This window comes from Prochlorococcus sp. MIT 1011, from assembly GCF_047305235.1.
In the GTDB taxonomy this organism is placed as follows: Bacteria; Cyanobacteriota; Cyanobacteriia; order PCC-6307; family Cyanobiaceae; genus Prochlorococcus_B.
This window is the reverse complement of sequence record NZ_CP138983.1, coordinates 323,548-348,768: the sequence shown is the minus strand read 5'-3', so window position 1 is coordinate 348,768 and position 25,221 is coordinate 323,548. Positions and strand designations below refer to the sequence as shown.

The window sequence follows — 25,221 nt, the reverse complement described above, 5'->3', positions numbered from 1 at the left end:
AGTATTTTAGTTCTAAATTAACTTATAAGGGCGATTAGCTCAGAGGTAGAGCACTACCTTGACACGGTAGGAGTCACTGGTTCGATTCCAGTATCGCCCATTTGCTAACATTCGATGGCGTAGAAATTTTCACCATCAAAAGTAATAGAGAAAGTTTTTAAACTCTTTACTTATCAAACATTTGATGAAGTTTAATCCATGTAATTTCACTCTCGCTCTGATCTACCAAAACATTTAGAGAATAATCAACATTCGTTGGCTCTTGAATTTTTTTTTGTTTGAAAATTTCAATACCCTCAATTTTTGCAGCCATTAAAAAGAAGAAAATGCATTTGCATCAAAACAACTTTTAAAGAATAAAGCCAGAGGTATTAAGAATTTTTTAATCTTATTAAAATCAATTTAAAAAAATCGAAGTTCTTATCTTATTAAAGGAAGGTATTCAAGCAATAATGAGTCATATATCTTTATTTTAAAATCAAAACAAATTAATATAGAAAATATTTATATTAGAGAGTAGTAAGAATTGCACACAATCAAATTTATCCTAAGGTGACAGATAGCTAACAACGAGAAAAGCTACTTACATTAAAATCTAAATTCAATTGTCAAAACAAAAACAATCAAATCAAATACATATTGTACTTGGACTAGGTAGCTCAGGGATAAGTGCAGCGAAACTACTTAAATCTGAGGGGAAAAACGTTTTAGTATTAGAGAATAATTCAAATGAAAAACTAATAAATATATCTAAAAAATTAAAATCAGAAGGAATCAACGTTATTTTACTTGGCGAACCCCTTCATATTAATAATTTCACTCCATGGATAGAAAGTATTTGTTCTATTACTGTAAGTCCAGGAATAGATTGGGAGCATAAAGCTCTAAAAGAATTAAGATGTAAAAATATCAGTACCCAAGGAGAAGTTGAATTAGCTTGGGAAAGATTAAATCATATAAAATCTATTGGTATAACTGGAACTAATGGTAAAACTACCGTAACCAACATGCTTAATCATGTTCTTAAATTAAATAATTTAATTACTGATATGGGAGGAAACATTGGGAAACCATTATCCAAGATCGCTTTAGAAATCATGAAAGATAATTATCAAGAATTAAACTGGCTAGTCCTAGAGTTAAGTAGCTATCAAATTGAAAGTTCACCAAAAGTAACTCCTACCATAGGCATATGGACAACCTTTACACCTGATCATTTAGAAAGACATAATGATATAGAAACTTATTTCAAAATAAAGCGTAGTTTACTAGAAAAATCATCTATTCGAATTTATAATTCTGATGATCAATATTTATCCAGTAAAAGAAAAGAATTGCCTGAAGGTATATGGATTGGGACAAATCAAAATTCCTTCTACTCTCAATATACAAAATTTTGGATCAATGAAAAAGGTTATATATTTGAAGACCAAAAGCAACTATTTCACAGTTCTATACTTAAGATACCGGGTAAACATAATTTGCAAAACCTTTTGCTCGTAACAGCAGCAGCAAGAGAAATAGGTCTTGATCATTCATCAATAGCTAAATCTATAAATTCATTTAAATCAATTCCTCATAGGTTGGAGTATTTAGGAAAGGGAAAAAATTTAAGTTTTTATAATGACAGCAAAGCTACTAATTTTGACTCTTCACTAACTGGTCTAAAATCTATTCCTAATCCAATAGTTTTACTAGCTGGTGGTATTCAAAAGAAAGGAGATTATTTGTCGTGGATCAGACAGATGCAGCAATCTACTAATGGGATAGTTTTATTTGGACTTAGTGCAAATAACTTAAAGGAAGCATTATTAATGTCATCTTATACAGGAGAAATAATTGTCAAACAAAATCTAGAAGAAGCGACAATAGCATCTATTGATATAGCAAGAAAAACAAACTCAAAAAGTATACTTTTATCTCCAGCATGCGCAAGCTTTGATCAATACCAAAACTACGAAGAAAGAGGAGAGCATTTCAAAAAACTAGTTAAAAAGTATGGCGATATCAAATGATCTACGTTTAATAAACGTATTAGAATTGGTCGGGGATCCACCCTTGGATGAATTTTGACCGGTGATAGTCTGTAAATAGTTATTGTAAATATAAGTTGAACAACAATCAATTTTCAAAAAATGCTATTAGTCACAGGGAATTAAATGACTTTTTGATCAAGGCCAAAAAAGATATATCTTCAATTAATACCTCTGAAAATAATCAAATCAAGGGAAATCAAGAATTCAATATTTTAATTAAAGCCTGGTCAGAGACAAGTCAAAAAATATTACTAATGATGAATAGGGATCAGAAAATTTTATCTGAGAATAGAAATCCTAGATCTCTTATGGCCTATGGAGCTATGGGAGCACATATAAATATGGCTTTACAAGCACTCAAAGCAACAGAATCTGATCAATGAAAGTTAAATATTAGGAAGTTTATTACATAAGAAATTAAAAGAACTAAATCTACTTTTTAAAAAATATAATTAGGTATTAAATCCTTTATAAAAAAGGGTTATACAACTGCCTTATTTTGTCCGAACAAAACCAAAATCCACTTGTTCTCATTCCAGAGTCAACAGCTAAATTGATGAAGTCAATATCAGGTAAAAGCAAAGGATCGTTTGATGATTTAATTTATTGTCACCTTTATGGAGTTGTAGGTGATTGGTACCTTTCGGAGATATCAGAAGACAGGGAAAAAGCTTTTGGATTTCAAATAATAAATTCTGAACCTGTTTGGGAAATGGATAATTGGTTAACCAATTCCAGCGAATGGGGAGAAGTTCCGATTAAAGTACTTCAAGAGCTTGTTAATGAAAAATTTTTAAAAGAGAAAGATATTCGTTTTTTGATTACAAGAGATTTATTTTGGAAACCTATCAAGTTTTCAGAAATTAATATTGATCAAAATACTCTTTTCTATCCTGGAACAACTGATAGAAGTTTATCTTGAATATATGAAAAACTGAACCTCATCTACCTAAATAAATTCTAATTAAAATGAAAGAAATAGACCACGAAAGCGATCCTCTATATTTACTAACAAAAGCTGTTGAGGAAGGCGAACCTAAAGTTGCCAAAAAAGTCAAAGAACTCCTTGATAAGTCAGATAACCCATCAGAAATGAGATACTTGGAAGGATTGCTTATATTATTAGGTGAAAAGCCAGGAGAACTAGAGGATCCACCCGACGTCGAAGATGATCCAGATGAATATTGGCAAGAAAATGATTACTTTGAGGTCTAAAGCAAAGTAATAGCAACTCCAAAAAAAGATAAAAAAGAATAAAATATTGTTAATTTATTTATTTCATCTCCCTCTCTCTTTGCAATAAAAAGTGCAAAAACAGGAGAAAGGCTTAACAAAGTCCAACCAATACCAATAGGTAAAAATTTAAAAACTATCTGTTGAAATAATATTCCACAATTAGTACCAAGTAAGGTTGATAAAACCAAACTTAAATGATTTTGTTTAGTTATTGATCTATTTTTAAGAAGATCCAAAAAATCTTTTTTAAAGATTAAAAATAAAAATATCGATGCAGATAGAAGTCTAATTTCAGTAGTTTGTAAGGGGGTTAATGTAGAGCTGATTAAAATCACTCTTGACATTAATGCTGCAAAAACAGCACAAAAGACTGACCCCAATGCGCAGAAAATGCCAAGAATATTTGTTTCTCTAGGGTCCTCTTTTTTAAATGTATTTTGACGAACAATCATTAAAACAGAAAAAGAGACAATCAAAGATCCTATCCATACTTTTTGTGTATATGTTTCATTGATACTCAATGTTCCTAAAGTAGTTGCAATTATTGGAGTTAATGCTTCAAATGAAAGAGTTTTTCTAGTCCCTATAATTTTTAATGAATTTATATATAAAGTATCCCCTATAGAAATACCGACTATTCCACTTACCATCAAAACAAATATAGAAAATACATCAGAGAACCAATTTATTGTTAAAACAACTGGCAAAAAGAAAATTGAAGCAAGAAGATTTTTATAAATATTGATTTGCCTAGGTAGCAATTTTTCAGATGCTTTACGCCAAATAGAACAAGCAAAAGTCCAAGATAATACTGCAGATATTGCCGCAAAAAAACCAATCATTTTTTAGAATATTAAATAATAAGTTTTAAAATGATTAAATATTAATCAAAAGTTTAAGAAACAACTAACTCACATAATTTTTTGTCTGAGAATTAACTACTTTTTTTACATTCTGGCTTGTTTTCTTTACTGTTTAAATTGAATTTGTCATCACTCCAAACTTCTAATACATCAGGGAAGTGCTTCTCCATACATAAATCACAAATCCCATGACTAAAACGAATATCTGCAATTTTAGATAGGTATTTTTCTAGATGCTGCCACTCACCGTCCGAATCTCTTACCTCTTTGCAATATGAACATGTCGTTAAAATACCCTCCGTGTTATGCATATGGGTGAGAGCATCAAGAAGACGAATAGATCTTTTACGAAGTTCCAATAAAGTAACAACCTGTCTAGATAATGCCTCCATAATTTGATGCTGTTGGTCAGATAAATGTCCTGGTTTTCTATCAATCACACAGAGAGTACCTATTCTCTGATCATTTGGAGTTTGCAATGGAAATCCTGCATACAATCGTATTTTTGGTTCCTCTACCACCAATGGATTTGATTTAAATCTCTCATCCAACAAAGCATCCTCAATAATCAACGGTTCTGTACTAGCAATTGCATGAGCACAAAAAGAAACATCCCTTGATGTTTCTTTGGTCTCAAATCCACACATTGACTTAAACCATTGCTTATCTGTATCAACCAAACTCATTAAAGAGATAGGAGTTCCACAAGTTAAAGAAGCAATTTTAGTTATGTCGTCATAGCATTGCTCAGGCTGAGTACCTAAAATCCTGTACTCAGCAAGAGCTCTTAAGCGCTCTTCTTCATTGCTTATTTTTGGGGCACCAAAACCCAAAATAATTCCTTATTTATATGCTTTAAGGATAAATAATACTGAGCGATAAAAATGAATCTCTTCTCAATAATAAATAATTAAGTTTTTATAAAAAAAGCTTCAACAATTTCAACTTAAATCCATTTACAAAAGATTATTTTCAAAATGCATAAAATACTAGATAATCTATTGAAACTAGCTTCTTGTCTGTTGCTTTCTTCTCTTTTTAAACAAATTAAATAATTGCTCTTAGATATGTTTCGATCAAAAGGTCTTAGTGGCTCTAATTTTAAAACTACTTTTAGTTATCAAAGTATCATTACTAATATCTAGTCCTTTCACACTAGAGATCTGCCCTTCGAGGCCCTCTAATTGAAGTTGATCTATCATCTGCTGAATAACCTGACTTTCTACTAATTTCTGATCAATCATTTCTGGAGTCATTTTCTCAAATAATTTACCTGCTTTAGAGGCAACCACATCTGATGCATTAGTAATTTTGAGAAGAATCATAATTAAATCAAAACTTAGGCAAATTGAAATCAAATTCAATCTATTTATAACTTAATATTATATTAATCAATTAACAGTCTAATATTAAAGAATTATGGAAATACAATTCAACTCAGAATCAATATAAAAATTTGAATTAAAGCAAAGCATATAAAGGTCCAAAGCAATATCATCCCTATTTTATTATGGAAAGAACCCTTCTTGTAAAATGATGGGCCCGAGTTCCGATCCCTATTCATTAGGAAAAATTAAATAATCTACAAATCAAGATAGCAATAGATTTGTTTTTTTTTTAATCCTTCAAAAAAAAACATACAATTTAAAATCATATTTCTCAAAAAGCCAAAAGATTTCCACAAAAACAACATATATATTCCATAATGATAAAGAACAAACTAATTTACACTTTACAAATTTCCAAGAGAAATTAATGTTTTAAACTAGTATTTTTAAATGAACTTTGAACAAACAAAAAATTTAATAGGAAGAATCCTAATTTCAGCAATATTTATTTATGCTGTTCCAGGTAAAATAATAAATTTCAAACGAACTGTTGAAGTTATATCAAATCAAAATATATCTCCTGCATTAGCTCCTTTTCTATTATTTTCAGCTATCATTTGTCTGATTTTTGGTTCAATACTTTTCATCTCAGGATTCAAGCAAAGATTCGGTGCATATCTTCTGCTTTTATTCATAGTTCCAACAACTTTTATTTTTCATTTCTCTCCTTTTCAAATAAAAGCTGTATTAATGAATGCTGGGCTAATTGGAGGATTAATGCTTGGGCTAAACAATGTAAAAGGTAATTCACTCAAAGAACTTTTTAATAACCAGACAACTAAAAACAATTAAAATGTTAATTCAGTTTTAAAATGTTTGTTTAGTGCCACTTCAACTTAATGTCAATTGAGCATTCAAGATTAAGCTTAACAGGACAATCCTCAGCTGTATTTCGAAGTATTTTATATTTTTTAGAATCCAAATCAGATGGCATGAAAATTTCTAATACTAGAGTCTTTATTTTCCGAGGCCCCTCTGATGTCATTGTCTTATAAACATCAATTTTAATATTACCAAGTTTCCACCCTCTACGTTTTGCCTCTATAGCCATAATTGTTATTACGCAACTCCCCAAAGAAGAGGCTAATAAATCAGTTGGAGCAAAATCTTTTCCTTCCCCGTCATGGTCTTTAGGTGCATCAGTATGAATTACACTCCCTGAAAGAGAATGTTTTGCCTCAGTATGCAAATCTCCAAGATAGTTGCAACTAATCTTGGTAGAATTTAAATGAGTATTTTTCGAGTTTTTGATTTGAAGGCCCTTGTCTATGATTTTATTTTAACGAATCTATACTCTTATCTAGTATTAAATAAGTTCCTTTAGCAGAGATAACCAATAATGATAAATATCATTTTTAAAATATAAAATTTTCTTATACTCAATTAAATGACTTTTATTTCGTTTTTTCTAAGTTTACTTATTACTCTTAATCCTTCTTCAGATTTCAATTGCGATGGAGATAGATTAACTGCAATCATCAGAAATAACTTAAATGGAGATTTTGCGATAACCGATAATCTTGAAAATATTGATAAAGGAGCTTTTATCGTTCTTCATTGGCGAGATATAAACCTCATGCTTCCAGTGTCTTTTAAAGTCGGTGATATATCTTTCACGGACAAGAAATGGTTATGGAGTTATCAAGATGAGAAAAATGGATTAAGAATGGATGAACCTAGATTCGCTAAACTTTTACCTAATGGAGAAATTCAAGAATTTTCTTGTCAAGCTATTTACAAGGAAGACATGATTTCATAAAGAAACCCTTAAGCAGGAAATAATCAAGACATGCTATGGCTAGGTATTAAGTAGTTAAAAAAACTTAAATGACTATCTCAAGATCAAGGAGATTTGTATTTGTAGATACGAAACCAAATTTAAGCAAAAAACAAGTTTTTATTTTTGGATCAATAATTGCAAGTGGTTGCTTAAGTGGGGCATTTTTAATCGCACTTTATATTGAATATCTTCATAATCCAGCTTTTCACAGCTTTGTTCAATCGAGAGGAATATTCCTATGATTTTTGAGTTCATTGATATTAGATATTTCTTGTAAAACTAAAAAAGCTCCCAATACGAGAGCTTCTATATTGATTTTAAAAACTTCAAACGTCATGATAGAGGGTATAAAATCAAGGAATCCTCAATCAAATTGAAACTAGTAAACCAAACAATTGCCGAACTTAGAATAAAAAGTTCAGTAATTATTAGTAGTTTTATATTGGTTACACAAAACCAGGTATGATTTGACCTGTTGTTGCATATGCTCCAACTAGAGCAATACAACCAAATAATGCTGCATAGCCATTAAGCCTTTCTGCAGTTACCTTTTCAGGATCAATGTTACTTGTATTTTTCTTTTGAGTAGACATTACACAACACCGGGAATTAGTTGGCCAGTTGTTAGGTAGATACCTGTTAGAAGTACGAAAGCCATCATTGCTGGCCTTCCGATACTTCTTTCAAGAATTGTTTTGTTAGAAGGTTGCATAATTAAAAAATTTAGAAGATACCAGGGATTATTTGTCCGGTTGTTGCATATGCGCCAAAGGCTGCAACGAAACCAAGCATTGCTGCCCAACCGTTAAACTTTTCTGCTTCAGGTGTCATTTGAAAGTGGATGCATTTATGTAAAGGAATGTAACGGAGTCATGCATGCAGTTGATGGTGGGCAACCGAACATACTAGTAAAAATGATCAAACACATTAGAAAAATCTATATAAAAAACGAAACTTAAATAAATACCTTTTCTTTGAAACACTTGTTAAATTCTTATAATTAGAAAAATAAATGAGAAAAGAATTTGTACGATCCCTCGATTGGACAAGAATCACTCACTATAGTTGATGTTGTAGGCGTTCTTGTTGGACATGTCCTTTTTGGCGTTGCCGCCACACTTTTAATTGATTGGAGTTGGATTCCCTTAAGTCCTCAACAAAGAGAGAGTGGCAGATCACTTAAAGAAATCAAAAGAAGCTGGGGCTGGGATGAAGAAACTGATATAAAGGATGAGTCTCTAAGCTCAGAAAATAGAACATCCTCAGCTGAAGAAAATAACTAGTCATCATTTAATTGCTAATAAAGTCAAATAATTTGCTGTGATACGTATCATATAATCCGACAATTTTCGAAAAATATATTAAAAAATATCTAACAAGAGTTTTTCAACTTAGGTGAAAACTTTTGCGTGATAGCCATTTCTTGCATGGTCTTGGCTATCAAAACTAACACCCTTAAATAAAATGCAATTAAATATTATTTCTTGGAAAGTAATTTATCTGTGTTTATTGCTCATAACGATCGCTATAGATAACTATAAATAATTGTGTTTCGTAAATATATTTTTAATAAGTTTATTAAAATCTTTAATTGACTAAAATAAGTCATAAACTGAGTTTTATGCTAACCAAGGAAATGAAAGGAACAGATTGTACGCATTTATTTAAGTCAGCCTATGAAAATCGCTACACGTGGGAATCAGATTTTTCAGGTTACGAAGGTAGATGTTCTTGGACAGATGGCGAAAGAAAAGTAGAAGGAAACTTTTGCTTAGGACAAGATTTAAAAGCCACTGTTAAAGGAATAGATGACGAAAAAATACACAAAGCCATTTCTTCACAACTTTGGGAAGTTGCTATTCATAGAGTCAGAAGATCATTTGAACAAACTCATGGTAAAAATACCTTTACTTTTGGAGATACAAATGAAATTGGCTCAGAAGTTATAGTTGGAGGAAAAAACGAAGGTGACAAATATAGGGTCAAGAACGATGTTGTTACGATGGTTTATAGGCATATTCATGGAAATCTAATAATCATCCTGACTAAGGATGTGACTCATACTGGTAATGGCTACTTAAGCAAGAGTTATTCCAGTCAATATCTTGATCCAATTTCAAAAAAAGATTTAAAGGAAAAAAGCTTTTACGAAGATGCTTTTATACCTTTATTTAAAGGTGGTCCTTGGGTTTTATCCTCTAGATCCATAAATCAAGAAGCCTCAGAAGGTTCAATAATAAATAAACAACTATTTTCTTTTTCGGAGTTAAAAAGTATTGGTTCTAATCAAGATTAGTCTTCAAAACATTAACTAGGCTAATGTTTTATGTAAGGATATCTGCTTAGGTGAAAACTGGGATTTATAAATTAACTATTTTCGATTATGAATGATTTGTAGGAAAGGGGGGGTACAAATGCTTCTCAAGCTCAACAAGGATTTATTGTTTAGCTGCTTTTTTGAGTGTTTTTGAAGTCCTATGATTCTGTTTAGCCAGATCAGCCTTGCTTGGATTAGGGATACTGAACTGAGTAAGTAATTTCATGAAAATTATGAGAAATTAAAGAATATTCAAAACTTATAAATAACTAATCATTATCAACTTGAAACTCTTTCAATGAGTCTCCGTAATAACTCATGGCAAGCTGAAGCAAAACCCAGTTCACGGCTCTAGACATTGTGACCTCGAAAAGAATCCAACTTAAATATGGCTTATGTTTAAAAACCTTGCCATGAGTAATTATTATTTTTAAAGGATTAAAAAAAATCCTTTGCTATTGAAAAATCAAATTAGTCATCAATCTTAGTTTTAAGGAGAAGTAACGATAAGTAATTATTCATAGCATTTGTGTATTTTAAATATAAACTTTGCTCATAAAGCAACTGTAAGGTATTGCATGGTTTTTCTATCGAATCCTCAGGTATGGCACTTGCCTGGAACTTGGTCTGATCAACCTATTGATGGTCCTTACTTAGGAATGACATCAAGTCAATTAAGTTGGGTGGCTGCATCAATTTTGGTAACTCTATTAATAGCTTTTAGTGTTTATATTCTTGAGACGAACCACTCAAAGAGTAAAAAAAGTTCTTAGAATAGCTGGAATAATAATAATTGACTTACTCGATAAGTAATATTTTATGACATATTTTATTCTATATTTTTTTGGAATAGCCTCAATTTGGTGGGTTTATCGCGTTGGTTGGAGTGAAGCAATAAAGACCATTATTAGTGTCTTAATTCCTTCTCTTTTAATTATTCTTTTTAATGTCAAAGCAGGACGACTGATTTTCAAAAATCCTACAGTTGGAATAATAAGTGTTCTTCCCACAGCCATTTTTATTTATCGAGGATCAAAGCCTCTCGTATTTGGTATTAATAATTGGATAGATAAGAAAAGAAACGAGTTTGTTGATTCAAAAGAAGTTGTTGATGCCGAAGTGGTTTCTAAAGAGGAAGCATAGATTTTCATTTCAAGAAAATAGTCATAGAGAGAGATTCGAAGGTCCTCAAAATCTCAAACCTTTAATATGGATCTCTTTCACCTTTAAGGAAAGCAAATTAGATTTTGAATTTCGAAAAAAATTAGGAGTTTCTTTATTCTTTTATTAGTTATATTTGTTGATAGCGTTGGATAATTGGCAATAATAAAGTGATTAATAATTCAACCATGACAGATAACGAGCCAAAGTGGGATTACACCACTAAAGAAGGAAATTTTGCTGCAGGAGCTGCGGTTGTTGGAGGAAATTTATTAGTTCTTATAATTTACATTCTCTACAGAACGGTTCCCTCAGTTCACCATTTCATTATTGGGAGATAACTCAAAAGTCACCTAAAGAAAGACTTTAATTATTGGCGAACAGACTTCTTAGTATCTTCGGTTAGTTGTTGATTGCGACCAAATGAAAGCCAATAAAAAAGCCATTCCTATCAATGGAAGAAGAGTTTTAATTAAACCAATCAAAAGCAAAACTCCAACCCCGGTAGAGCTATAAATTGCCCATTTAGGGAAATATCGACCTGCTCTACTCCCTTTTTTACTTGAAGGAGAAATCACTTCTGGATCAATAGCCATTATTAAATTAAAAATAATCTATCTCCATACACAATAAATTCATTCAAAAGGAAAACAAGCACTTTGTGGATACTGAAATTATGAGAATTTGGTACTAGCTATCTAGCTATATCCTCACATCAAAGGTTCCTTTAGCATCTATGTATTTTTAGTTTCTTCAAATAATCCAAAAAAAGTCCAAGCTATTAATGAAAAAAGTCCTATTATCAAAGTTATTATGGCAAAAATAAATTTCCCTAAAAAAAGAACTGCAATAGCTGTTGTTATGAAAATTAAAGAAGAGATCAAATAAATATTTGGGGGTATTTTTTTTAGAAACTCCATAATTCACATATAAAGAAATTTTTATTAAAAGGGAAACTCAGATTTGATCCATAAAGCAGAAATAACTTTCATAAGTAACCACATAACTAAAGCACCCTCAAGGAAGCCAAACCAATAAAGGGCATAGCTTGATATACCCATTTCTTTTTGAGCACGTTCAACAAATGATTTATGCCATTTAATCAACTTCACAATTCATCTGCCTACATAAACTTATTATAGTTAAAAGTTGCACATAACAAGTTTTTTATAATATTAGAATTCTTATAAGAAATTTGCTATGCCGCAGAACAAAAGCTAATGACCTAAAGAAGACCGTAATCTTTTACAGATTGTATTAATAACTACGAAAACAAGCCATTTATAATTTTATAAAAATATCACTAGGCAACTCAACTAATTCAGCAATATTTAATAGGCATAAAAATAATATAACGTTATTCTTAAAATATGACTTGATTGAGATGCATTAAATTATTAGAAGCAAGAAATTATCTTGAATAATTGAATCTCCTATGAGTGAGCTTTATTTGAGACTTTGAAAAAGAATTACAACACACAAAATATCTTCCATTGAAATAAATTTTGACAATGGTCCAATCTCCTTGAAAGCTCTCAAGCCCATCTCCTTGGCTTGAATCGAACAGCGGTCTTCGTAGGCAGTTAGGATAATTGAGTAAGTGATCACTACTTTCGAGAATATTTACACTCAAAAATGTCAATGTTGATGATTTGATATCTAGCTGTTTTTCTACGTCACAAGAAAAATTACGTTGTCATTTGGCTGACTCAGACCACTCACTTAGCTCAATCCATCTATCCTCATATTCTTGAATAGATTCAATAAGCTCTGCTAATTGACGACTAATTTCACTAATGTCTACATCGCTATCAGTTATTTTTTTTTCTAAATATATTTTCTGTTTTTCTAACATAGGTAGTTTCAGATCAAGTTCTTTTAATTCTTTAGCTTCTTTAAAACTTAATTTTCTCATATTATTTTGAGGACTTGGTTTTATTTCTGATCCACGCTTGTTTCGTGATTTATTAACTATCTGATCCCGTCCTTTGGTTTCATTATTTCGCTCCTCTAATATTTTTTGTTCCAGAAATCGAGAGTAATTACCTTCATATCTTCGTAAGTGACCATTTTCAAAATTAAAAATTCGATCAATAGTTCGATCAAGAAAATATCTATCATGCGATACCACTACAACACAACCTTTGAAGTCCTCAAGAAAATCCTCTAGCACGCTTAGTGTTTGAATATCTAAATCATTTGTAGGCTCATCAAGCAACAATACGTTGGGAGCTTGTATGAGCATTTTACAGAGAGCAAGTCTTCTTTTTTCTCCTCCTGAAAGTTTAAGTAGAGGACTATGTTGCTGACTGGGTGGAAATAGGAATTTTTCTAAGAGTTGTGATGCGGTAATTTGTTTTCCTCCATGATCAATTCGTAATGCAGCTTCTTCCACGAATTCGATAACTTTACGCTTTAGGCCACTCCCTTGATTTAAATCATTTGTATGTTGATCGAGATAGCCAATATAAACAGTTTCTCCAAGTTTTATTTTCCCACTAGTAGGCAATCTTTTACCTGCAATTAGATCTAAAAGAGTCGATTTACCACTTCCATTTGGGCCAATAATACCTACTCGATCCTCCGGACTAAAGCTATAAGTGAACTCATGTAAAAGATCCAAATTATTCTCTTTATTATTTAAAGAAAGTCCTACACCTTCAGCTTCAATTGCGATTTTTCCAATTCTTCTACTCAATGAATTCATTTCTAATTTAGCTTTGACATGATTTTTAGGTTTCGCTTGCATTTCAGCAATCCTTTGAATACGTGCTTTTTGTTTTGTACTTCTTGCTTTGGGACCTTGTCTTAACCAAGCTAATTCCTTTCTTAAAACACCCTGAAATTTTTTCTTTGTAGATGTCTCTGATTGTTCTTGTTCAACTTTTTGTTGAAGAAATTGGCGATAATTTCCGGAATACTTGCGAGCTTCTCCATTATTTATTTCGACCATCCGAGTAGTAATGCGATCAAGAACATATCTATCGTGAGTTATCAAGACAAGAGCTCCCTCATAATGGTCTAACCAATTTTGAAGCCATTCCACTGCAGATGCATCGAGGTGATTGGTAGGTTCATCAAGAAGTAAGACATCTGGTTTAGAAACAAGTGCAGCCGCAAGTCCCACTCGTTTGCGGTAACCACCAGAAAGATCTTTTACTGGCTTATCTAAATCTCTTATACCTAGTCTTCTTAGAACATCTTGGCATTGTTGTTCTAAATTCCATGCCCCAGCTGCATCCATACGTTCACTAGCTTGACCAAGTTTTTTCAAAAGACTTTCATCTTCTGGACTTTGAGCAATTTTTCTACTTAGCTGACTGAAATTAAGTAATAATTTTCTTTTTTCTCCACACCCTTCAAGAACTTCTTCCAAAATACTTTTTTCACTGTCGTAACTTGTTTCTTGCCCAACTAAAGATATCCGCAAAGATGATAAACATCTCCTTTCTCCTTCCATCAAAGGTTCTATTCCTGCAATGACTCTCAAAAGTGTTGATTTACCAGATCCATTTGGACCAATTAAACCAAGTCTCTCTTTTTTATTTATATGAAGGTCTAAATTTTTAAAAAGGTTTTTTATTCCAAAGTCTGTTGAAGCATTAACAAGACTAATCAACACAGCTTACGTCCTCACATCCAAAAATAAAGCTAACTCATAAATATTAACCCTCTTAGTCCTCATGATCTTTTTCAACGCTTGAAGATGAAATTTATAATTAACTTCTGTCATTGCTAAATACCCAATAGATTCTATTTCAACAGTTACATCAATTACGAAGAAAGTAATAGGGCTGCAAGAGCTGAAAGCATACTAAAGAAACTTAGCGAAAGAAATTGCAGTACTGCTCTACTCTTGAGTTGACCCTACCAGAATCTTTCAATCCTAATAACCTTGCGGCATCACCACCGTTAATTTCGACTGCATAGTATCGCCCACAAATATTCTTGGTTTCATAAATTCGATCATCAGAATAAACTGCCATCGGAGACATAAGAGAAAAAGATAGAGCCATAAGAAAGATACGGTTCATTATTTTATTTATGAGATAAAAACTTTAGGGCCTTTTGAGAGTAAGATCTTACATAATTATTTATACATATCAGAATAAGGATGAATTTTTTAGAGAGAGTTCTTTCAAATTACTTTCTGGCTTGGAGTCAGATTTTTAATTACAAAGATAAAACAAGTAGAATACCTTTTTGGCATTTTTTTATCCTGGATGGATTCATAGGAGCTGTAGTTTCAATACTATCTAATAACAACTTTGCTAATGATCCAAATGATTTTTATACAATCGCTGAACAATATGATTGGAGTTATTTGTATAGCATTCCATCTTTTTTAGTTTTTATAGCTTTATTAATCAGAAGACTGAGAGATATAGGTAAGGAAAACTTGGTTTTATGGGCATTTTGTTCATTTATTCCTTTCTACAATCTTTATATATTTGCTCAGCCTTCCTCAGAAAAATAAATGAAGTATTTTAAAGCTATGCGCATTATTTAGTTTTTTTCAATACTCATTTCCTACCCTTAAAAGTTCGAGGATAAGGGATATTAAGAGCATTAAACCTTTTCAATCTTTTACTACGCCAATAACGCTTATAAAACAAGTCGAAAAATGTCGACACCCCAAACCAAGATAGAATACAGCTTATAAATATCCTAGCGCCTTCAGTTGAAGCAAGCCAATAGATAATAGGATCGACTATAAGATTAATACTAATTATAAAACCAATAAACAAAGAGAAAGCGAGACAAGCTATTACTAATAAAGCTCTGGTTATTTTTTTTGTATTGAAATTTTTCATACCCAAATGTTTGAAATCGTATTAGGAATCCATATTTTCCATTCTCAAGCAAGATAGATAGTAAAGGAATTTTAATGTAATAAAAGTTGATTCACTCTTAATAATGAATATATACAATTCACAGATCAAATAATAAAAAAGTCAAAGGCAGATATTAAGATTTGGTTTTAATTAAGGCTGAATTGAATTCAACTACTTTCAATAGATATATCTATTAAGCAGCGGTTAGATGCTTTCATAGCAGTCAGGCAAGGAGCTTACGTTCATTCATCTAAATATTAAAATTACTTATAGCCAAATTCTTGGAAGTTTACAAACTGATCTCAGAAGGTAATTTAGATTAGCTACTTTTAGCCAATGGCATTTCATCAATCTGTCGAGGAAACGATGTCAGATCTCATATGTCATATGCTTAAAAGAACCGACCATCTCAATACTGGTGATCAATTAGCTATTGGTCAAGAATACAGAGAATGGATTAAATGTATAAAGAATAAGGACCTTGTTCCACAAAACATACTTTTTATAAATACATCTACTTTCGGAAAAAATATTCAATAAGAAGAATCTCATTCTTTATATTTAGGAAAGTTGCTAAACTTTTTAATACACCATATTTAAACTCAAATCATTTGATAGGGATGAAATCAACTATTAATGAAGAGGAGTGAAGCTGATGCAGATTCGTCATAGCAATTAATCTCGTTGATTTCAGCTTATTCATTTAGATATAAAGACAAATAGTCTATCTATAGTAATAGATTTAAACTTATTAAATACGCTTAAAAGTTTTAGCGGGCTTTATTTTTAAGATCACAACTTTCAATGAAGATAAAGCAAAAGATTTTCTTTAATTGCATAGGAAATAGAAAAATCTGGCGAAAATCTAATTTAATGATCACAAAAATTATGCGCCGATTAGTATCAGGAATAGTTGGTCTAGCAGCTCTATTAGCTGGCTGTGCGACAACAACTCAAGACAATAGTTCCAGACTTAATCTAATAAAAAATCGCAATGAGTTAATTTGTGGAGTAAGTGGAAAGATTCCTGGATTTAGTTTTCTGAAAAGTGATGGAAGTTATCAAGGACTAGATGTCGATATATGTAAAGCATTTGCTGCTGCAATTATAGGAGATTCAGAAAAGATCCAATATAGGCCTCTAACTGCAGCAGAGAGATTCACAGCTATTAAGACTGGGGAAATCGACCTGTTATCAAGAAATACCACTTTCACTCTCAGTAGAGATTCCTCAGGAGGAAATGGATTAACTTTTGCACCAGTTGTTTTCCATGATGGGCAGGGATTGATGGTAAAGAAGGAAAGTAAAATTAGCAGTCTTAAAGATCTTTCAAATAAATCTATATGTGTAGGTTCTGGTACAACTACTGAGCAAAATATAAATGATGCGTTTGAGAGTGCCTCACTACCTTATACACCAATCAAATATCAGGATCTTAATCAAGTAGTTGCTGGTTATTTACAGGGTCGTTGTTCAGCAATGACTTCTGATCGTTCACAATTAGCAGCAGCCAGATCTGGTTTTAAAAATCCAAAAGGACACATTATTCTCAAGGATGTATTAAGCAAGGAGCCACTTGCTCCAGCCTCAGATGGCCAAGATCAGAAACTAGCTGATGCCATGAGATGGGTTGTCTTTTCGCTTATATCGGCAGAAGAACAAGGGATAACAAAGTCAAATATTGATGAGAAAGTAAGAATTGCAAAGAATAATCCTCAGTTAAAACCTTTAAGAAGATTTCTAGGTATTGATGGAGGACTAGGAGAAAAAATTGGCCTTAGCAATGACTTCGTAGTTAAAGTAATTAGCTCAACTGGTAATTATGGAGAGATCTACGAAAGACATTTAGGACAAAATAGCGAAGTCCCTATTCCAAGAGGACAAAATGAGTTGTATAACAATGGAGGTGTACATATTTCACCACCATTTAACTAAAAATAATTTATTGCGGGAATGAAAATAAATCAAAAAATATTTTTGCAATTTGGAATATGTGTTATCTTTTTAGGTTTGATTGGGATACTAATTAATAATTTAACAATAAATTTAACAAGAACAGGTCTTGGTTTTAATTTTAGCTGGCTTTTCAAACCTGCAAGTTTTGCTTTAGCAGAACACCCTTTACCTTACACCTCATCAGATAGCTATGCTTGGGCATTATTTATAGGTTGGCTCAACAGTCTTAAAGTTATTGCCTCATCATTAATATTAGCTACTTTCTTGGGAACACTAATAGGCTTCACGAGAGCAGGCAGGAACTCATTACTAGGTCTCATTTCGGCGGGTTACATAACAATAATCAGACAAACTCCTCTTTTACTTCAACTTATGTTTTGGTATTTTGTTGGATTCTTGGGTTTAAAGGACAATATATTTATCCAAACAAAAAATATATTTAACATTTCAAATCAAGGAATAGAGTTTTCAGGATTAATTTTCTCCTCGGAGTTTCTAGCATTATTACTTGGCCTAAGTATATTCACGAGTGCTTACATAGCAGAGGTAATCCGCGGAGGTATTCTTTCTGTTCCCCGAGGGCAATGGGAAGCATTTAGGAGCTTAGGACTGTCAGAAAGAAAAGGACTTATCCGTATAATAATTCCACAGGCATTACCAGCAATCATTCCGGGATTAACAAGTCAATACCTTAACCTTGCTAAAAACAGTACATTAGCAATCGCAGTTGGATATTCAGATATTTACGCGATTAATGATACTATTATTAATCAAACAGGAAGAGCTATCGAATGTTTTATTATATTACTTGTTAGTTTCTTACTATTAAATCTATTGATAACTAATACCATGGAATTTATAAATAAATTGATTTTAAAATCACGTAAATATAGTTAACCTATGTTCAAACTAAATATAAATTCAATAATATTTATCTTTAAGAACCTAAAGAAAACTTTTTTTTCAAATTTATTCAATACTATTATTACTTTGCTCATTATATTATTTATTAGTGCAGCTTGTTTTAATACTTTTACATGGCTCATATTTAAGGCTAATTGGGAAGTTGTACTATCAAATCTTCCTTTATACGCATTTGGCAGTTTCCCGTCTAATGAACAATGGAGACCTGCTACTTGGATTATCAGCCTTCTCATACTCAGTATCTTTACTCTTTGCGGTCCTGAGTGGAAATGGCTACGTAAAAACCTACTAAAAGCATGGATAGGAACAATACCGTTGGGTATATATTTACTTTATGGTGGGTTGGGCCTATCGCCTATAATGAGTAGACATTGGGGTGGATTAACTCTAACTATACTGTTAACTGTTTGTAGCTCATTATTATCATTACCTTTTGGAATACTTTTGGCACTATGTCGACAGAGTTCATTACCATTAATTCAGAAGCTAAGTTCAATCTATATAGATGTTATGAGAGCGATTCCTCTTATTGCAGTACTATTCTTTGGGCAACTACTAATACCTTTATTTCTTCCACTTGGAATAGAAATTGATCGTGTTTGGAGAGCGGTCTTTGCGTTTACTCTATTTGTCTCTGCCTACATAGCAGAAGATATTCGTGGCGGACTACAGTCAATACCCAACACTCAAATAGAAGCAGCAAATAGTCTTGGTCTAAATCAATACCAAATCATTCAATTCATATTAATTCCTCAAGCTTTGCGTATTGCTTTACCCGCTCTCACTAATCAATCTATTGGGCTTTTTCAAAATACATCTTTAATGGCTATTTTAGGACTAGTGGAGTTACTAGGAGTAGGCAGAAGTATCCTTGCTAATCCAGAATTTATTGGTCAATATATTGAAGTTTATGTTTGGCTGGCTTGTGTCTATTGGATTGTTTGTACAATCATGGCTGTTCTGGCAAGACATCTTGAACAAAGAATGACCATTAATAAAGCCAATTTCTGATAATTCATGGAACCTATTGTTATTGCGAAGAATCTCACTAAATCGTTTACCAAAGGATTACGAGCTCTTGATAATGTTTCTCTTACAGTTAATCAAGGGAAAGTTCTGGTAGTAATGGGTCCCTCAGGCTCAGGGAAAAGCACTCTAATTCGAACTTTTAATGGTCTTGAGACTTTTGATAAGGGAGAACTAAATATTTTAGGAATAAAAGTTGATTCCACTCACGATGAAAGAAAAATACAAAAAATCAGAAGAAGAGTAGGCATGGTATTTCAACAATTCAATTTATTCCCTCATCTATCAATTCTTGAAAATATCACTCTCGCGCCCGTACAAGTGCAAAAACGTCGTCAAATCGAGGCGGAAGAGTATGGTATGTATCTCTTGAGTCAAATGGGAGTAGATTCTCATGCCCAAAAATATCCAAGTCAACTTAGCGGAGGAGAACAGCAACGAGTAGCCATAGCTAGAGCTTTAGCATTAAAGCCTGAATTACTTTTATTCGATGAACCCACTAGTGCTTTAGATCCAGAGAGAATTAAAGAAGTACTAGATGCAATGAGAAGACTTGCTGAGCAAGGAATGACAATGATTGTAGTAACACATGAAATTGGCTTTGCTAAAGATGTAAGTGATCAAGTTTTATTTATGGATTCAGGTAAAGTCATAGAAACATCTCCTCCAAATATTTTCTTTTCTAATGCTAGGCATGAGAGAAGTAGAAAATTTCTAAATCAGCTTGATAAACATTATTCAGAATCATGAATTAATCCATCGAAATAAAGCTTTATTAGGGTCGCTAATTTCCTCTATAGAGGTATAAAAATAATTTTGCCAATCAGAGGAAGGTAATCCTGAAAAAAGCATCAAGTTTAGTGGATAATCTTCTGAATCTGTACAGCGACGAAAATCATCACGAAACAAAAAAGTTGGTTTACGCAATGCTATCGCGGCTCCAAGTTCAATCATGACTCCTTCATCTGGTGGTGTTCCATTCACTATTGCAAAAATACAATCAGATTTTTTCACATCTTCAAGATCAGCGACAGCAACCTTATGAGCCCAACCTCTCTGAGCTAAGTTGATTTGACTATTCCTTTGGAAGGGTTCCCAAACCTCACAACCTAATCCTTCAAGAACAGAAATGAACTCAGGAAGAAGCTTCTGACGCCATTGAATAGAAAATCCATATGGTGAAGCTAAGTAAATAATTTTTCTAGTCATTAAAGTTTCTAGATAAATTCAAAGATAACTCATAAACCAAAAGGAACTACTGATCAATTGAAGATTGGATCTGATCATGCATATCAAAAAATGATTAGTAGAATTTTAGATGAAGTACTCCCAGAGCATTAATACAACAATTTTCAACCAATAGAAACTACCAAATCTATATAATATAGTAAAAAGACAGCGAGTAGTGCTGCAAAGAAAGGCGCTGTAAGCATCAATTCATGACTTCCCTTACTACTAGAGATATCTTATCCCCCAGTTGGTTTGATAGTAACAAGGAAGTTTCTTATGAAAATTTACATTATCAATTTCAATATGAAAATAATACATTTAATAAAGAGCTCACCTACTACATCAATGACAGCTATCAAAATATAGAAATTAAAAACCTAGATGGAAGTATTAGTGACGTATCAGTCAATACAAGACAGATATCTAACGATGAAGAGCGTTATATCAATAATATCTTCAGCGATTTAGATCCCAAGTTAGACATTGATTTTAAACGTGTCTATTCCAGTAATGATGCATATGTCTCTATTTATAAAGGATTACCAAGCGATGCTGATGCTGAAACATTCCGCGGAGTTGCCTATTTTCATATAGATGAGGAAGTTAGCGAAACTATTAAGACAACTAAGTACCAAATCTTCTGGGAAGAAGCACCCGGAACGACACAATTTCTAGATGGTTATGGATATCTTGGGAATGATGCTGCTCATACTCTTAAACATGAAATAGGGCATTCATTGGAGTTATGGCATCAAGAAGATGAAATCCCATATTTCAATAGTCTTCTAGATCCTTTGGACGACAGATATGATTGGCAAGACACAATCATGTCTTATGATACAGACAGTTTAGTTGCGAATGATCTAGCACCTCTTTATACAGATTTAGATATTGAAGCTCTTAAATTTGTATGGGGAACCGAAAAGACAACTACATCTAGCTCTACATCTACATCTACATCTACATCTACTTCTACATCTACATCTACATCTACTTCTCCTGCTGCAACTTCCACTGAATTACAACAACTTTATATTGCTTACTTTAGTCGTCCATGCGATCCAGCTGGATTAGATTATTGGACTGCTCAAGGGATCAGCAGAAGTGCTTTCGCGGCCAATATGTACTTGCAGCCTGAATTCAACAACGTGAATGGTGCACTCACTACAGAAGCACAGGTCAATCAAATCTACTTAAATCTATTCAATAGAGAAGCAGATATAACTGGTCTAACCTATTGGGCCAAGCAAATTCAAAATGGTGTTTTACAACTTGCTTCTATTGCCAATGACCTTATCTGGGCTGCTGAAAACAACCCTGGAGGCTCAAGTGATGCATCAACACTTGCAAAAAAAACTAATGCTGCTGTTGCATATACAGCAACGGTAAGAGCAAGTGTATCCTCAATTCTTGCTTATCAACCTCAATCATATAGTCCGTGGATCACAGGAAATAATCTGACAGAAGCTAAAAACTATATCTCAGAAATTGGACAATACAATTCTCATACCTCATGGAGTATTCAAAATAGTATTGCGCAATTCAGCAAATCATCATCAAGAAGCTACAAACTTTCAAGTGATACAAAAACATCAAATATAGATGCTATCACTGGTTTAGAAATTCATCCTGCTGAAAAAAATACTTTTGAAGATACTTTTAGTCAACTTAATACAACCGCATCAAATATCTTTAATGAGCACCTATTGGAAGATAGAAATAACCAAGAATTCGTATCTCATTTATACGAAGAAGTTCTGCAGAGAGAACCTGACTCTATTGGCATGAACTATTGGCTAGGGCAACTCAATAGTGGAGCAGAAACGCGGTATGAAGTTCTTCTTGGTTTCTCTCAATCAGCTGAGAGTACGACACTCTTTACTGATATGACTGGATTAGGATAAGGAGCAAACATCTCCATCATCTAAAAAGACAGCTGATGTCTTTGAAGCAAAGAGAAAAGTTAAACCTTTAAAAAACCACAAAAATATCTGAGCTGATATAACGACATATACGGGACATAGATAACCCCATACTCCTCTCTAGAAAGTAGACATAGAGAAAGATTGAATACTCTATACAGAAACACGCACCACCCTGAAGTCACTTCATTAATGGGGAATGTGTGGATAGGCTTTGAATATTGTGTGGATAGAAAAAATACTAAAAACTCAAATCTGTTTGCTTAACTAGTTTTCTCAACAATATTCTCTTGATATCAGAAAAAACATTCAAGCTTAGTCTTATTAATAAAAAAGGGAGCTATTGAAGCCCCCTTAAATCATCTAAGGAATCGATTGTTTCTTTGTTGCAAATCAAAAGCTATCAATCTTCCTACTTTTATCATTAATTGTGATTCTTTTTTTAAAAGACATTGCAATTCCTGATAAGTAGAAAATTTTAAATTTTTGATTGCTTTAGAAGTTTTTAAAAGCTCGTTTAAAACTTCTCGACAAGCATCTGTCACTAATCCGTTGGGATAGCGTGTTCGATGTTTTCATCTTCTCGATTCCAGAGATAAAAGATTTGTCTCAACTTATTTATGTCTACATTAGTCAAGATTTGCTCTTTCATCATTTCATCAAACTTAGTCTGAAGAAATTGCATTAAGCGCGTTTCAAGGTTTTGAATTGCTACTGCAATTAGTTCATCATTCTCTTCAAGACTCTCTAGCTTTTGCATGACTAAAGAGGTTCGAAGTTGACCTTTTTCGTTTGATTTAACTCTTATTTCTTTGCCGATGTATTTGTTTACTTCGGACAAAGGAAACGATTCATTTGGGAAAAGACAAATTCCTCCCCAGTTGTCTCGTTTGACTTTACCTACCGTCCATCCATGCTTGGCGCCATCAGGACGATGGTATTGAATACCAGTGAGAATTACCGTCTCAAAAACTGGCATGACTTCAGTTTCAGTCATCATCTTTGAGCATTAGCGAGTCCAGAGCATGAAGGCATTTGACCGCCGTACTCACTTTTAATGAGTGCTTCTTGCCAAAGCCTCGAGAACTTCCCAAGATCTTTAGAGACTAAAGTTTCATAAGCTCGTTGGTTCTGAAAAATACGATCAAAGCCTGCTGCTTTTGCGTTCTTTCTCGCCATCCAAATTTCAAGACAGACCGCATCATCAAGCCAAATGCCCTTGCGGGTTGCCTTCCTGATATAAGCAGTAAAATATTTCCGATCACCAAAATGTTTTGGCAATAGATACTTTTTACATGCTTCGATCGTCTTGAAATCTTCCTCTAAATATTTAGAGTGAAGTGTCATGGTTAATTAACCTCCTTTTTTTTTTACAGATATGTAGTTGAGATATAGATGGTCTCTTGGAAATACTGACGCTCCATCAGAGCAGAGGTTGAGTCAACAACTTGATAATGGGTCTAGTCTTTCTTTGAATTGAAAAAATACTAGCATTAACAAATAATTACGACAATAAATTTATAGGTATATTGAAAATCTTTGACACATCGAAAAGACGAAAACAATAAATACTGAGAAATTTCTAGGTGTATTGATAAAAAATTGTAAATCCTTTATTTGAAACGTAATTTATGCTGTCTACAAAACAATATCGAAAGTATTCAGCCTACTCCTAGCAGAAATTACTATTAAATTGAAACTTGTGCTGAAATAGAATAAAGAAATAGGTGTGAGAATGTTAAGCCATCCACACACCATCCACACATTGCAATATCGCTAAGATCCCATGGCATCAAAGGAAATTAACTATTGGCTAATGAAGAGTGAGCCCGATGCTTACAGCATTAAAGATTTACAAGACGAAGAAGAAACCCTCTGGGATGGAATTCGAAATTATCAGGCTAGAAACTTTATGAGGTCAATGCAAATTGGTGATCAAGCTTTTTTTTATCATTCAAATACTAAGCCCCCTGGAATAGTTGGTCTGATGGAGATTATTGAGACAAACTTAATAGACCCATTTCAATTTGATGAAAATTCAAAGTACTTTGACAAAAAATCAAAGAGAAACAACCCTCGTTGGGATTGTGTAAAGACTAAATATATTTGTGAATTTAAAAATATGATTACCTTAAAGGAGCTATCTGAAACTTATACGTCTGAAGAACTAACTCTAGTTCGAAAAGGAAACAGACTATCAATTATGCCAATTAATAAAAGTATCGCTTTAGAGCTCCTCAAAAAGCTCAAGAAAAAATAATTTAAAAAGAATGAGATCCAAACATATTTCCAATATAAAGACGTGTTATCAATCTGGAACTGATACCATTTTGAATCAAAAAACCTGCAAGGGCAGCTTGTAAAAGCCTGTATTGATCCCAATTGGGATGTTTCTCAATATAAGCCTTCATAGCTTGTTGAATATGCTTGGGTATTTCTGTTTGGAAACTAATTGTATCCTCAGACTCCATAACTTCCGAACTTTGACTCGAGCTTTTTTCTTCCATAAAATCAATATTTTTCATTTAACAAGCTTGTAGAAGATTT

Annotated in this window: 36 protein-coding genes, 1 tRNA gene and 1 pseudogene; 21 read left to right on the top strand and 17 right to left on the bottom strand. The window is 32.7% G+C overall.

The window, feature by feature from the left end; genetic code table 11:
* Positions 1–28 precede the first annotated feature (28 nt).
* A tRNA-Val gene (locus tag SIB75_RS01885) sits at positions 29–100 on the top strand.
* A 66-nt stretch (positions 101–166) separates the two neighbouring features.
* Here the strand turns inward: SIB75_RS01885 and SIB75_RS01880 are convergent.
* Positions 167–313 carry a hypothetical protein gene (locus SIB75_RS01880; protein WP_413683740.1) on the bottom strand — a complete coding sequence of 49 codons (147 nt, stop codon included), beginning with the start codon at positions 311–313 and terminating at the stop codon, positions 167–169.
* 292 nt (positions 314–605) lie between these two features.
* Here SIB75_RS01880 and murD point away from each other — a divergent pair, with 292 nt between their 5' ends.
* From murD to SIB75_RS01860, 4 genes are all read left to right on the top strand, one after another.
* Positions 606–2,015, top strand: a complete 1,410-nt coding sequence (murD, locus tag SIB75_RS01875) for a UDP-N-acetylmuramoyl-L-alanine--D-glutamate ligase (protein ID WP_413683739.1) — start codon at positions 606–608, stop codon at positions 2,013–2,015.
* Between the two features lie 95 nt (positions 2,016–2,110).
* Positions 2,111–2,419: an MATH domain-containing protein gene (locus SIB75_RS01870; protein WP_413683738.1), complete on the top strand. Its 309-nt coding sequence runs from the start codon at positions 2,111–2,113 to the stop codon at positions 2,417–2,419.
* Positions 2,420–2,535: 116 nt separating this feature from the next.
* Positions 2,536–2,958, top strand: a complete 423-nt coding sequence (locus SIB75_RS01865; protein ID WP_413683737.1) for a hypothetical protein — start codon at positions 2,536–2,538, stop codon at positions 2,956–2,958.
* A 47-nt stretch (positions 2,959–3,005) separates the two neighbouring features.
* On the top strand, positions 3,006–3,251 hold the full coding sequence (locus SIB75_RS01860) for a hypothetical protein (RefSeq protein ID WP_413683736.1): 246 nt from the start codon (positions 3,006–3,008) through the stop codon (positions 3,249–3,251).
* Here the strand turns inward: SIB75_RS01860 and SIB75_RS01855 are convergent.
* From SIB75_RS01855 to SIB75_RS01845, 3 genes are all read right to left on the bottom strand, one after another.
* On the bottom strand, positions 3,248–4,114 hold the full coding sequence (locus tag SIB75_RS01855) for an EamA family transporter (RefSeq protein ID WP_413683735.1): 867 nt from the start codon (positions 4,112–4,114) through the stop codon (positions 3,248–3,250). The two genes, SIB75_RS01860 and SIB75_RS01855, sit on opposite strands and share 4 nt — an antisense overlap.
* 92 nt (positions 4,115–4,206) lie before the next feature.
* On the bottom strand, positions 4,207–4,968 hold the full coding sequence (locus SIB75_RS01850; protein WP_413683734.1) for a GAF domain-containing protein: 762 nt from the start codon (positions 4,966–4,968) through the stop codon (positions 4,207–4,209).
* A 243-nt stretch (positions 4,969–5,211) separates the two neighbouring features.
* Positions 5,212–5,460, bottom strand: a complete 249-nt coding sequence (locus tag SIB75_RS01845) for a hypothetical protein (protein ID WP_413683733.1) — start codon at positions 5,458–5,460, stop codon at positions 5,212–5,214.
* Positions 5,461–5,913: 453 nt separating this feature from the next.
* On the opposite strand from SIB75_RS01845, the gene SIB75_RS01840 reads away from it, so the two are divergent.
* Positions 5,914–6,315: a DoxX family protein gene (locus SIB75_RS01840; RefSeq protein ID WP_413683732.1), complete on the top strand. Its 402-nt coding sequence runs from the start codon at positions 5,914–5,916 to the stop codon at positions 6,313–6,315.
* A 28-nt stretch (positions 6,316–6,343) separates the two neighbouring features.
* Here the strand turns inward: SIB75_RS01840 and SIB75_RS01835 are convergent, their stop codons facing one another.
* Complete coding sequence (locus SIB75_RS01835) at positions 6,344–6,712, bottom strand: OsmC family protein (RefSeq protein ID WP_413683731.1); 369 nt, start codon at positions 6,710–6,712, stop codon at positions 6,344–6,346.
* A gap of 198 nt (positions 6,713–6,910) precedes the next feature.
* Between SIB75_RS01835 and SIB75_RS01830 the strand changes: the two genes are divergently transcribed.
* Together SIB75_RS01830 and SIB75_RS01825 are read left to right on the top strand one after the other, a co-directional pair.
* A complete protein-coding gene (locus tag SIB75_RS01830) occupies positions 6,911–7,282 on the top strand; it encodes a hypothetical protein (protein WP_413683730.1) in 372 nt (123 codons plus the stop codon).
* Positions 7,283–7,350: 68 nt separating this feature from the next.
* Complete coding sequence (locus SIB75_RS01825) at positions 7,351–7,545, top strand: hypothetical protein (RefSeq protein WP_413683729.1); 195 nt, start codon at positions 7,351–7,353, stop codon at positions 7,543–7,545.
* Between the two features lie 204 nt (positions 7,546–7,749).
* Here the strand turns inward: SIB75_RS01825 and SIB75_RS01820 are convergent, their stop codons facing one another.
* The 3 genes from SIB75_RS01820 to SIB75_RS01810 are packed head-to-tail and all read right to left on the bottom strand — an operon-like array spanning position 7,750 to position 8,134.
* Positions 7,750–7,896 carry a high light inducible protein gene (locus SIB75_RS01820; RefSeq protein WP_413683728.1) on the bottom strand — a complete coding sequence of 49 codons (147 nt, stop codon included), beginning with the start codon at positions 7,894–7,896 and terminating at the stop codon, positions 7,750–7,752.
* Positions 7,896–8,015, bottom strand: a complete 120-nt coding sequence (locus tag SIB75_RS01815) for a high light inducible protein (RefSeq protein WP_011294968.1) — start codon at positions 8,013–8,015, stop codon at positions 7,896–7,898. Before SIB75_RS01815 ends, SIB75_RS01820 begins: the two co-directional genes overlap by 1 nt.
* A gap of 11 nt (positions 8,016–8,026) precedes the next feature.
* Entirely contained in the window at positions 8,027–8,134 is a 108-nt protein-coding gene (locus tag SIB75_RS01810; RefSeq protein ID WP_011125327.1) for a high light inducible protein, read from the bottom strand.
* Between the two features lie 194 nt (positions 8,135–8,328).
* On the opposite strand from SIB75_RS01810, the gene SIB75_RS01805 reads away from it, so the two are divergent.
* The 5 genes from SIB75_RS01805 to SIB75_RS01785 all read left to right on the top strand — a co-directional run bounded on the left by SIB75_RS01805 (position 8,329) and on the right by SIB75_RS01785 (position 11,122).
* A complete protein-coding gene (locus SIB75_RS01805) occupies positions 8,329–8,586 on the top strand; it encodes a hypothetical protein (protein ID WP_413683727.1) in 258 nt (85 codons plus the stop codon).
* A 353-nt stretch (positions 8,587–8,939) separates the two neighbouring features.
* Positions 8,940–9,599, top strand: coding sequence for a DUF3386 domain-containing protein (locus SIB75_RS01800; RefSeq protein ID WP_413683726.1), 660 nt, complete (start codon positions 8,940–8,942; stop codon positions 9,597–9,599).
* Between the two features lie 599 nt (positions 9,600–10,198).
* Positions 10,199–10,393: a hypothetical protein gene (locus SIB75_RS01795; protein ID WP_413683725.1), complete on the top strand. Its 195-nt coding sequence runs from the start codon at positions 10,199–10,201 to the stop codon at positions 10,391–10,393.
* A gap of 46 nt (positions 10,394–10,439) precedes the next feature.
* Positions 10,440–10,763 (top strand): hypothetical protein, encoded by a 324-nt coding sequence (locus SIB75_RS01790; RefSeq protein ID WP_413683724.1) that lies wholly within the window; start codon positions 10,440–10,442, stop codon positions 10,761–10,763.
* A 188-nt stretch (positions 10,764–10,951) separates the two neighbouring features.
* Complete coding sequence (locus SIB75_RS01785; protein WP_269606777.1) at positions 10,952–11,122, top strand: hypothetical protein; 171 nt, start codon at positions 10,952–10,954, stop codon at positions 11,120–11,122.
* 48 nt (positions 11,123–11,170) lie between these two features.
* On the opposite strand, the gene SIB75_RS01780 is transcribed toward SIB75_RS01785, so the two are convergent.
* From SIB75_RS01780 to SIB75_RS01760, 5 genes and pseudogenes are all read right to left on the bottom strand, one after another.
* Positions 11,171–11,377, bottom strand: a complete 207-nt coding sequence (locus SIB75_RS01780) for a hypothetical protein (RefSeq protein ID WP_413683723.1) — start codon at positions 11,375–11,377, stop codon at positions 11,171–11,173.
* 348 nt (positions 11,378–11,725) lie between these two features.
* Positions 11,726–11,893, bottom strand: a complete 168-nt coding sequence (locus SIB75_RS01775; RefSeq protein ID WP_413683722.1) for a hypothetical protein — start codon at positions 11,891–11,893, stop codon at positions 11,726–11,728.
* 584 nt (positions 11,894–12,477) lie between these two features.
* On the bottom strand, positions 12,478–13,734 hold the full coding sequence (locus SIB75_RS01770; RefSeq protein ID WP_413684761.1) for an ABC-F family ATP-binding cassette domain-containing protein: 1,257 nt from the start codon (positions 13,732–13,734) through the stop codon (positions 12,478–12,480).
* A 171-nt stretch (positions 13,735–13,905) separates the two neighbouring features.
* Positions 13,906–14,337 (bottom strand): annotated as a pseudogene (locus SIB75_RS01765) (ATP-binding cassette domain-containing protein); the annotation flags it as partial.
* A 268-nt stretch (positions 14,338–14,605) separates the two neighbouring features.
* Positions 14,606–14,815, bottom strand: a complete 210-nt coding sequence (locus SIB75_RS01760) for a hypothetical protein (RefSeq protein WP_413683721.1) — start codon at positions 14,813–14,815, stop codon at positions 14,606–14,608.
* An 80-nt stretch (positions 14,816–14,895) separates the two neighbouring features.
* On the opposite strand from SIB75_RS01760, the gene SIB75_RS01755 reads away from it, so the two are divergent.
* The 6 genes from SIB75_RS01755 (at position 14,896) to SIB75_RS01730 (ending at position 20,272) form a co-directional block, all read left to right on the top strand.
* Positions 14,896–15,258 (top strand): DUF805 domain-containing protein, encoded by a 363-nt coding sequence (locus SIB75_RS01755; protein ID WP_413683720.1) that lies wholly within the window; start codon positions 14,896–14,898, stop codon positions 15,256–15,258.
* A 694-nt stretch (positions 15,259–15,952) separates the two neighbouring features.
* Complete coding sequence (locus tag SIB75_RS01750; RefSeq protein ID WP_413683719.1) at positions 15,953–16,156, top strand: hypothetical protein; 204 nt, start codon at positions 15,953–15,955, stop codon at positions 16,154–16,156.
* A gap of 333 nt (positions 16,157–16,489) precedes the next feature.
* Positions 16,490–17,551, top strand: a complete 1,062-nt coding sequence (locus tag SIB75_RS01745; protein WP_413684759.1) for an amino acid ABC transporter substrate-binding protein — start codon at positions 16,490–16,492, stop codon at positions 17,549–17,551.
* Between the two features lie 18 nt (positions 17,552–17,569).
* Positions 17,570–18,469, top strand: a complete 900-nt coding sequence (locus SIB75_RS01740) for an ABC transporter permease subunit (protein ID WP_413683718.1) — start codon at positions 17,570–17,572, stop codon at positions 18,467–18,469.
* 3 nt (positions 18,470–18,472) lie between these two features.
* Entirely contained in the window at positions 18,473–19,507 is a 1,035-nt protein-coding gene (locus SIB75_RS01735; protein WP_413683717.1) for an amino acid ABC transporter permease, read from the top strand.
* Positions 19,508–19,513: 6 nt separating this feature from the next.
* Positions 19,514–20,272 carry an amino acid ABC transporter ATP-binding protein gene (locus SIB75_RS01730; RefSeq protein WP_413683716.1) on the top strand — a complete coding sequence of 253 codons (759 nt, stop codon included), beginning with the start codon at positions 19,514–19,516 and terminating at the stop codon, positions 20,270–20,272.
* Here the strand turns inward: SIB75_RS01730 and SIB75_RS01725 are convergent.
* Positions 20,267–20,731: a nucleoside 2-deoxyribosyltransferase gene (locus SIB75_RS01725; RefSeq protein ID WP_413391650.1), complete on the bottom strand. Its 465-nt coding sequence runs from the start codon at positions 20,729–20,731 to the stop codon at positions 20,267–20,269. The two genes, SIB75_RS01730 and SIB75_RS01725, sit on opposite strands and share 6 nt — an antisense overlap.
* Before the next feature lie 230 nt (positions 20,732–20,961).
* Between SIB75_RS01725 and SIB75_RS01720 the strand changes: the two genes are divergently transcribed.
* Positions 20,962–22,656, top strand: a complete 1,695-nt coding sequence (locus SIB75_RS01720; protein ID WP_413683715.1) for a DUF4214 domain-containing protein — start codon at positions 20,962–20,964, stop codon at positions 22,654–22,656.
* Positions 22,657–23,218: 562 nt separating this feature from the next.
* Here SIB75_RS01720 and SIB75_RS01715 read toward each other — a convergent pair.
* On the bottom strand, positions 23,219–23,674 hold the full coding sequence (locus tag SIB75_RS01715) for a hypothetical protein (protein ID WP_413683714.1): 456 nt from the start codon (positions 23,672–23,674) through the stop codon (positions 23,219–23,221).
* Positions 23,671–24,021: a hypothetical protein gene (locus SIB75_RS01710; protein WP_413683713.1), complete on the bottom strand. Its 351-nt coding sequence runs from the start codon at positions 24,019–24,021 to the stop codon at positions 23,671–23,673. Before SIB75_RS01710 ends, SIB75_RS01715 begins: the two co-directional genes overlap by 4 nt.
* Before the next feature lie 439 nt (positions 24,022–24,460).
* Between SIB75_RS01710 and SIB75_RS01705 the strand changes: the two genes are divergently transcribed.
* Positions 24,461–24,934, top strand: coding sequence for an EVE domain-containing protein (locus SIB75_RS01705; protein ID WP_413683712.1), 474 nt, complete (start codon positions 24,461–24,463; stop codon positions 24,932–24,934).
* A 1-nt stretch (position 24,935) separates the two neighbouring features.
* Here the strand turns inward: SIB75_RS01705 and SIB75_RS01700 are convergent, their stop codons facing one another.
* Positions 24,936–25,199 (bottom strand): DUF2811 domain-containing protein, encoded by a 264-nt coding sequence (locus SIB75_RS01700; protein WP_413391654.1) that lies wholly within the window; start codon positions 25,197–25,199, stop codon positions 24,936–24,938.
* Between the last annotated feature and the right edge of the window lie 22 nt (positions 25,200–25,221).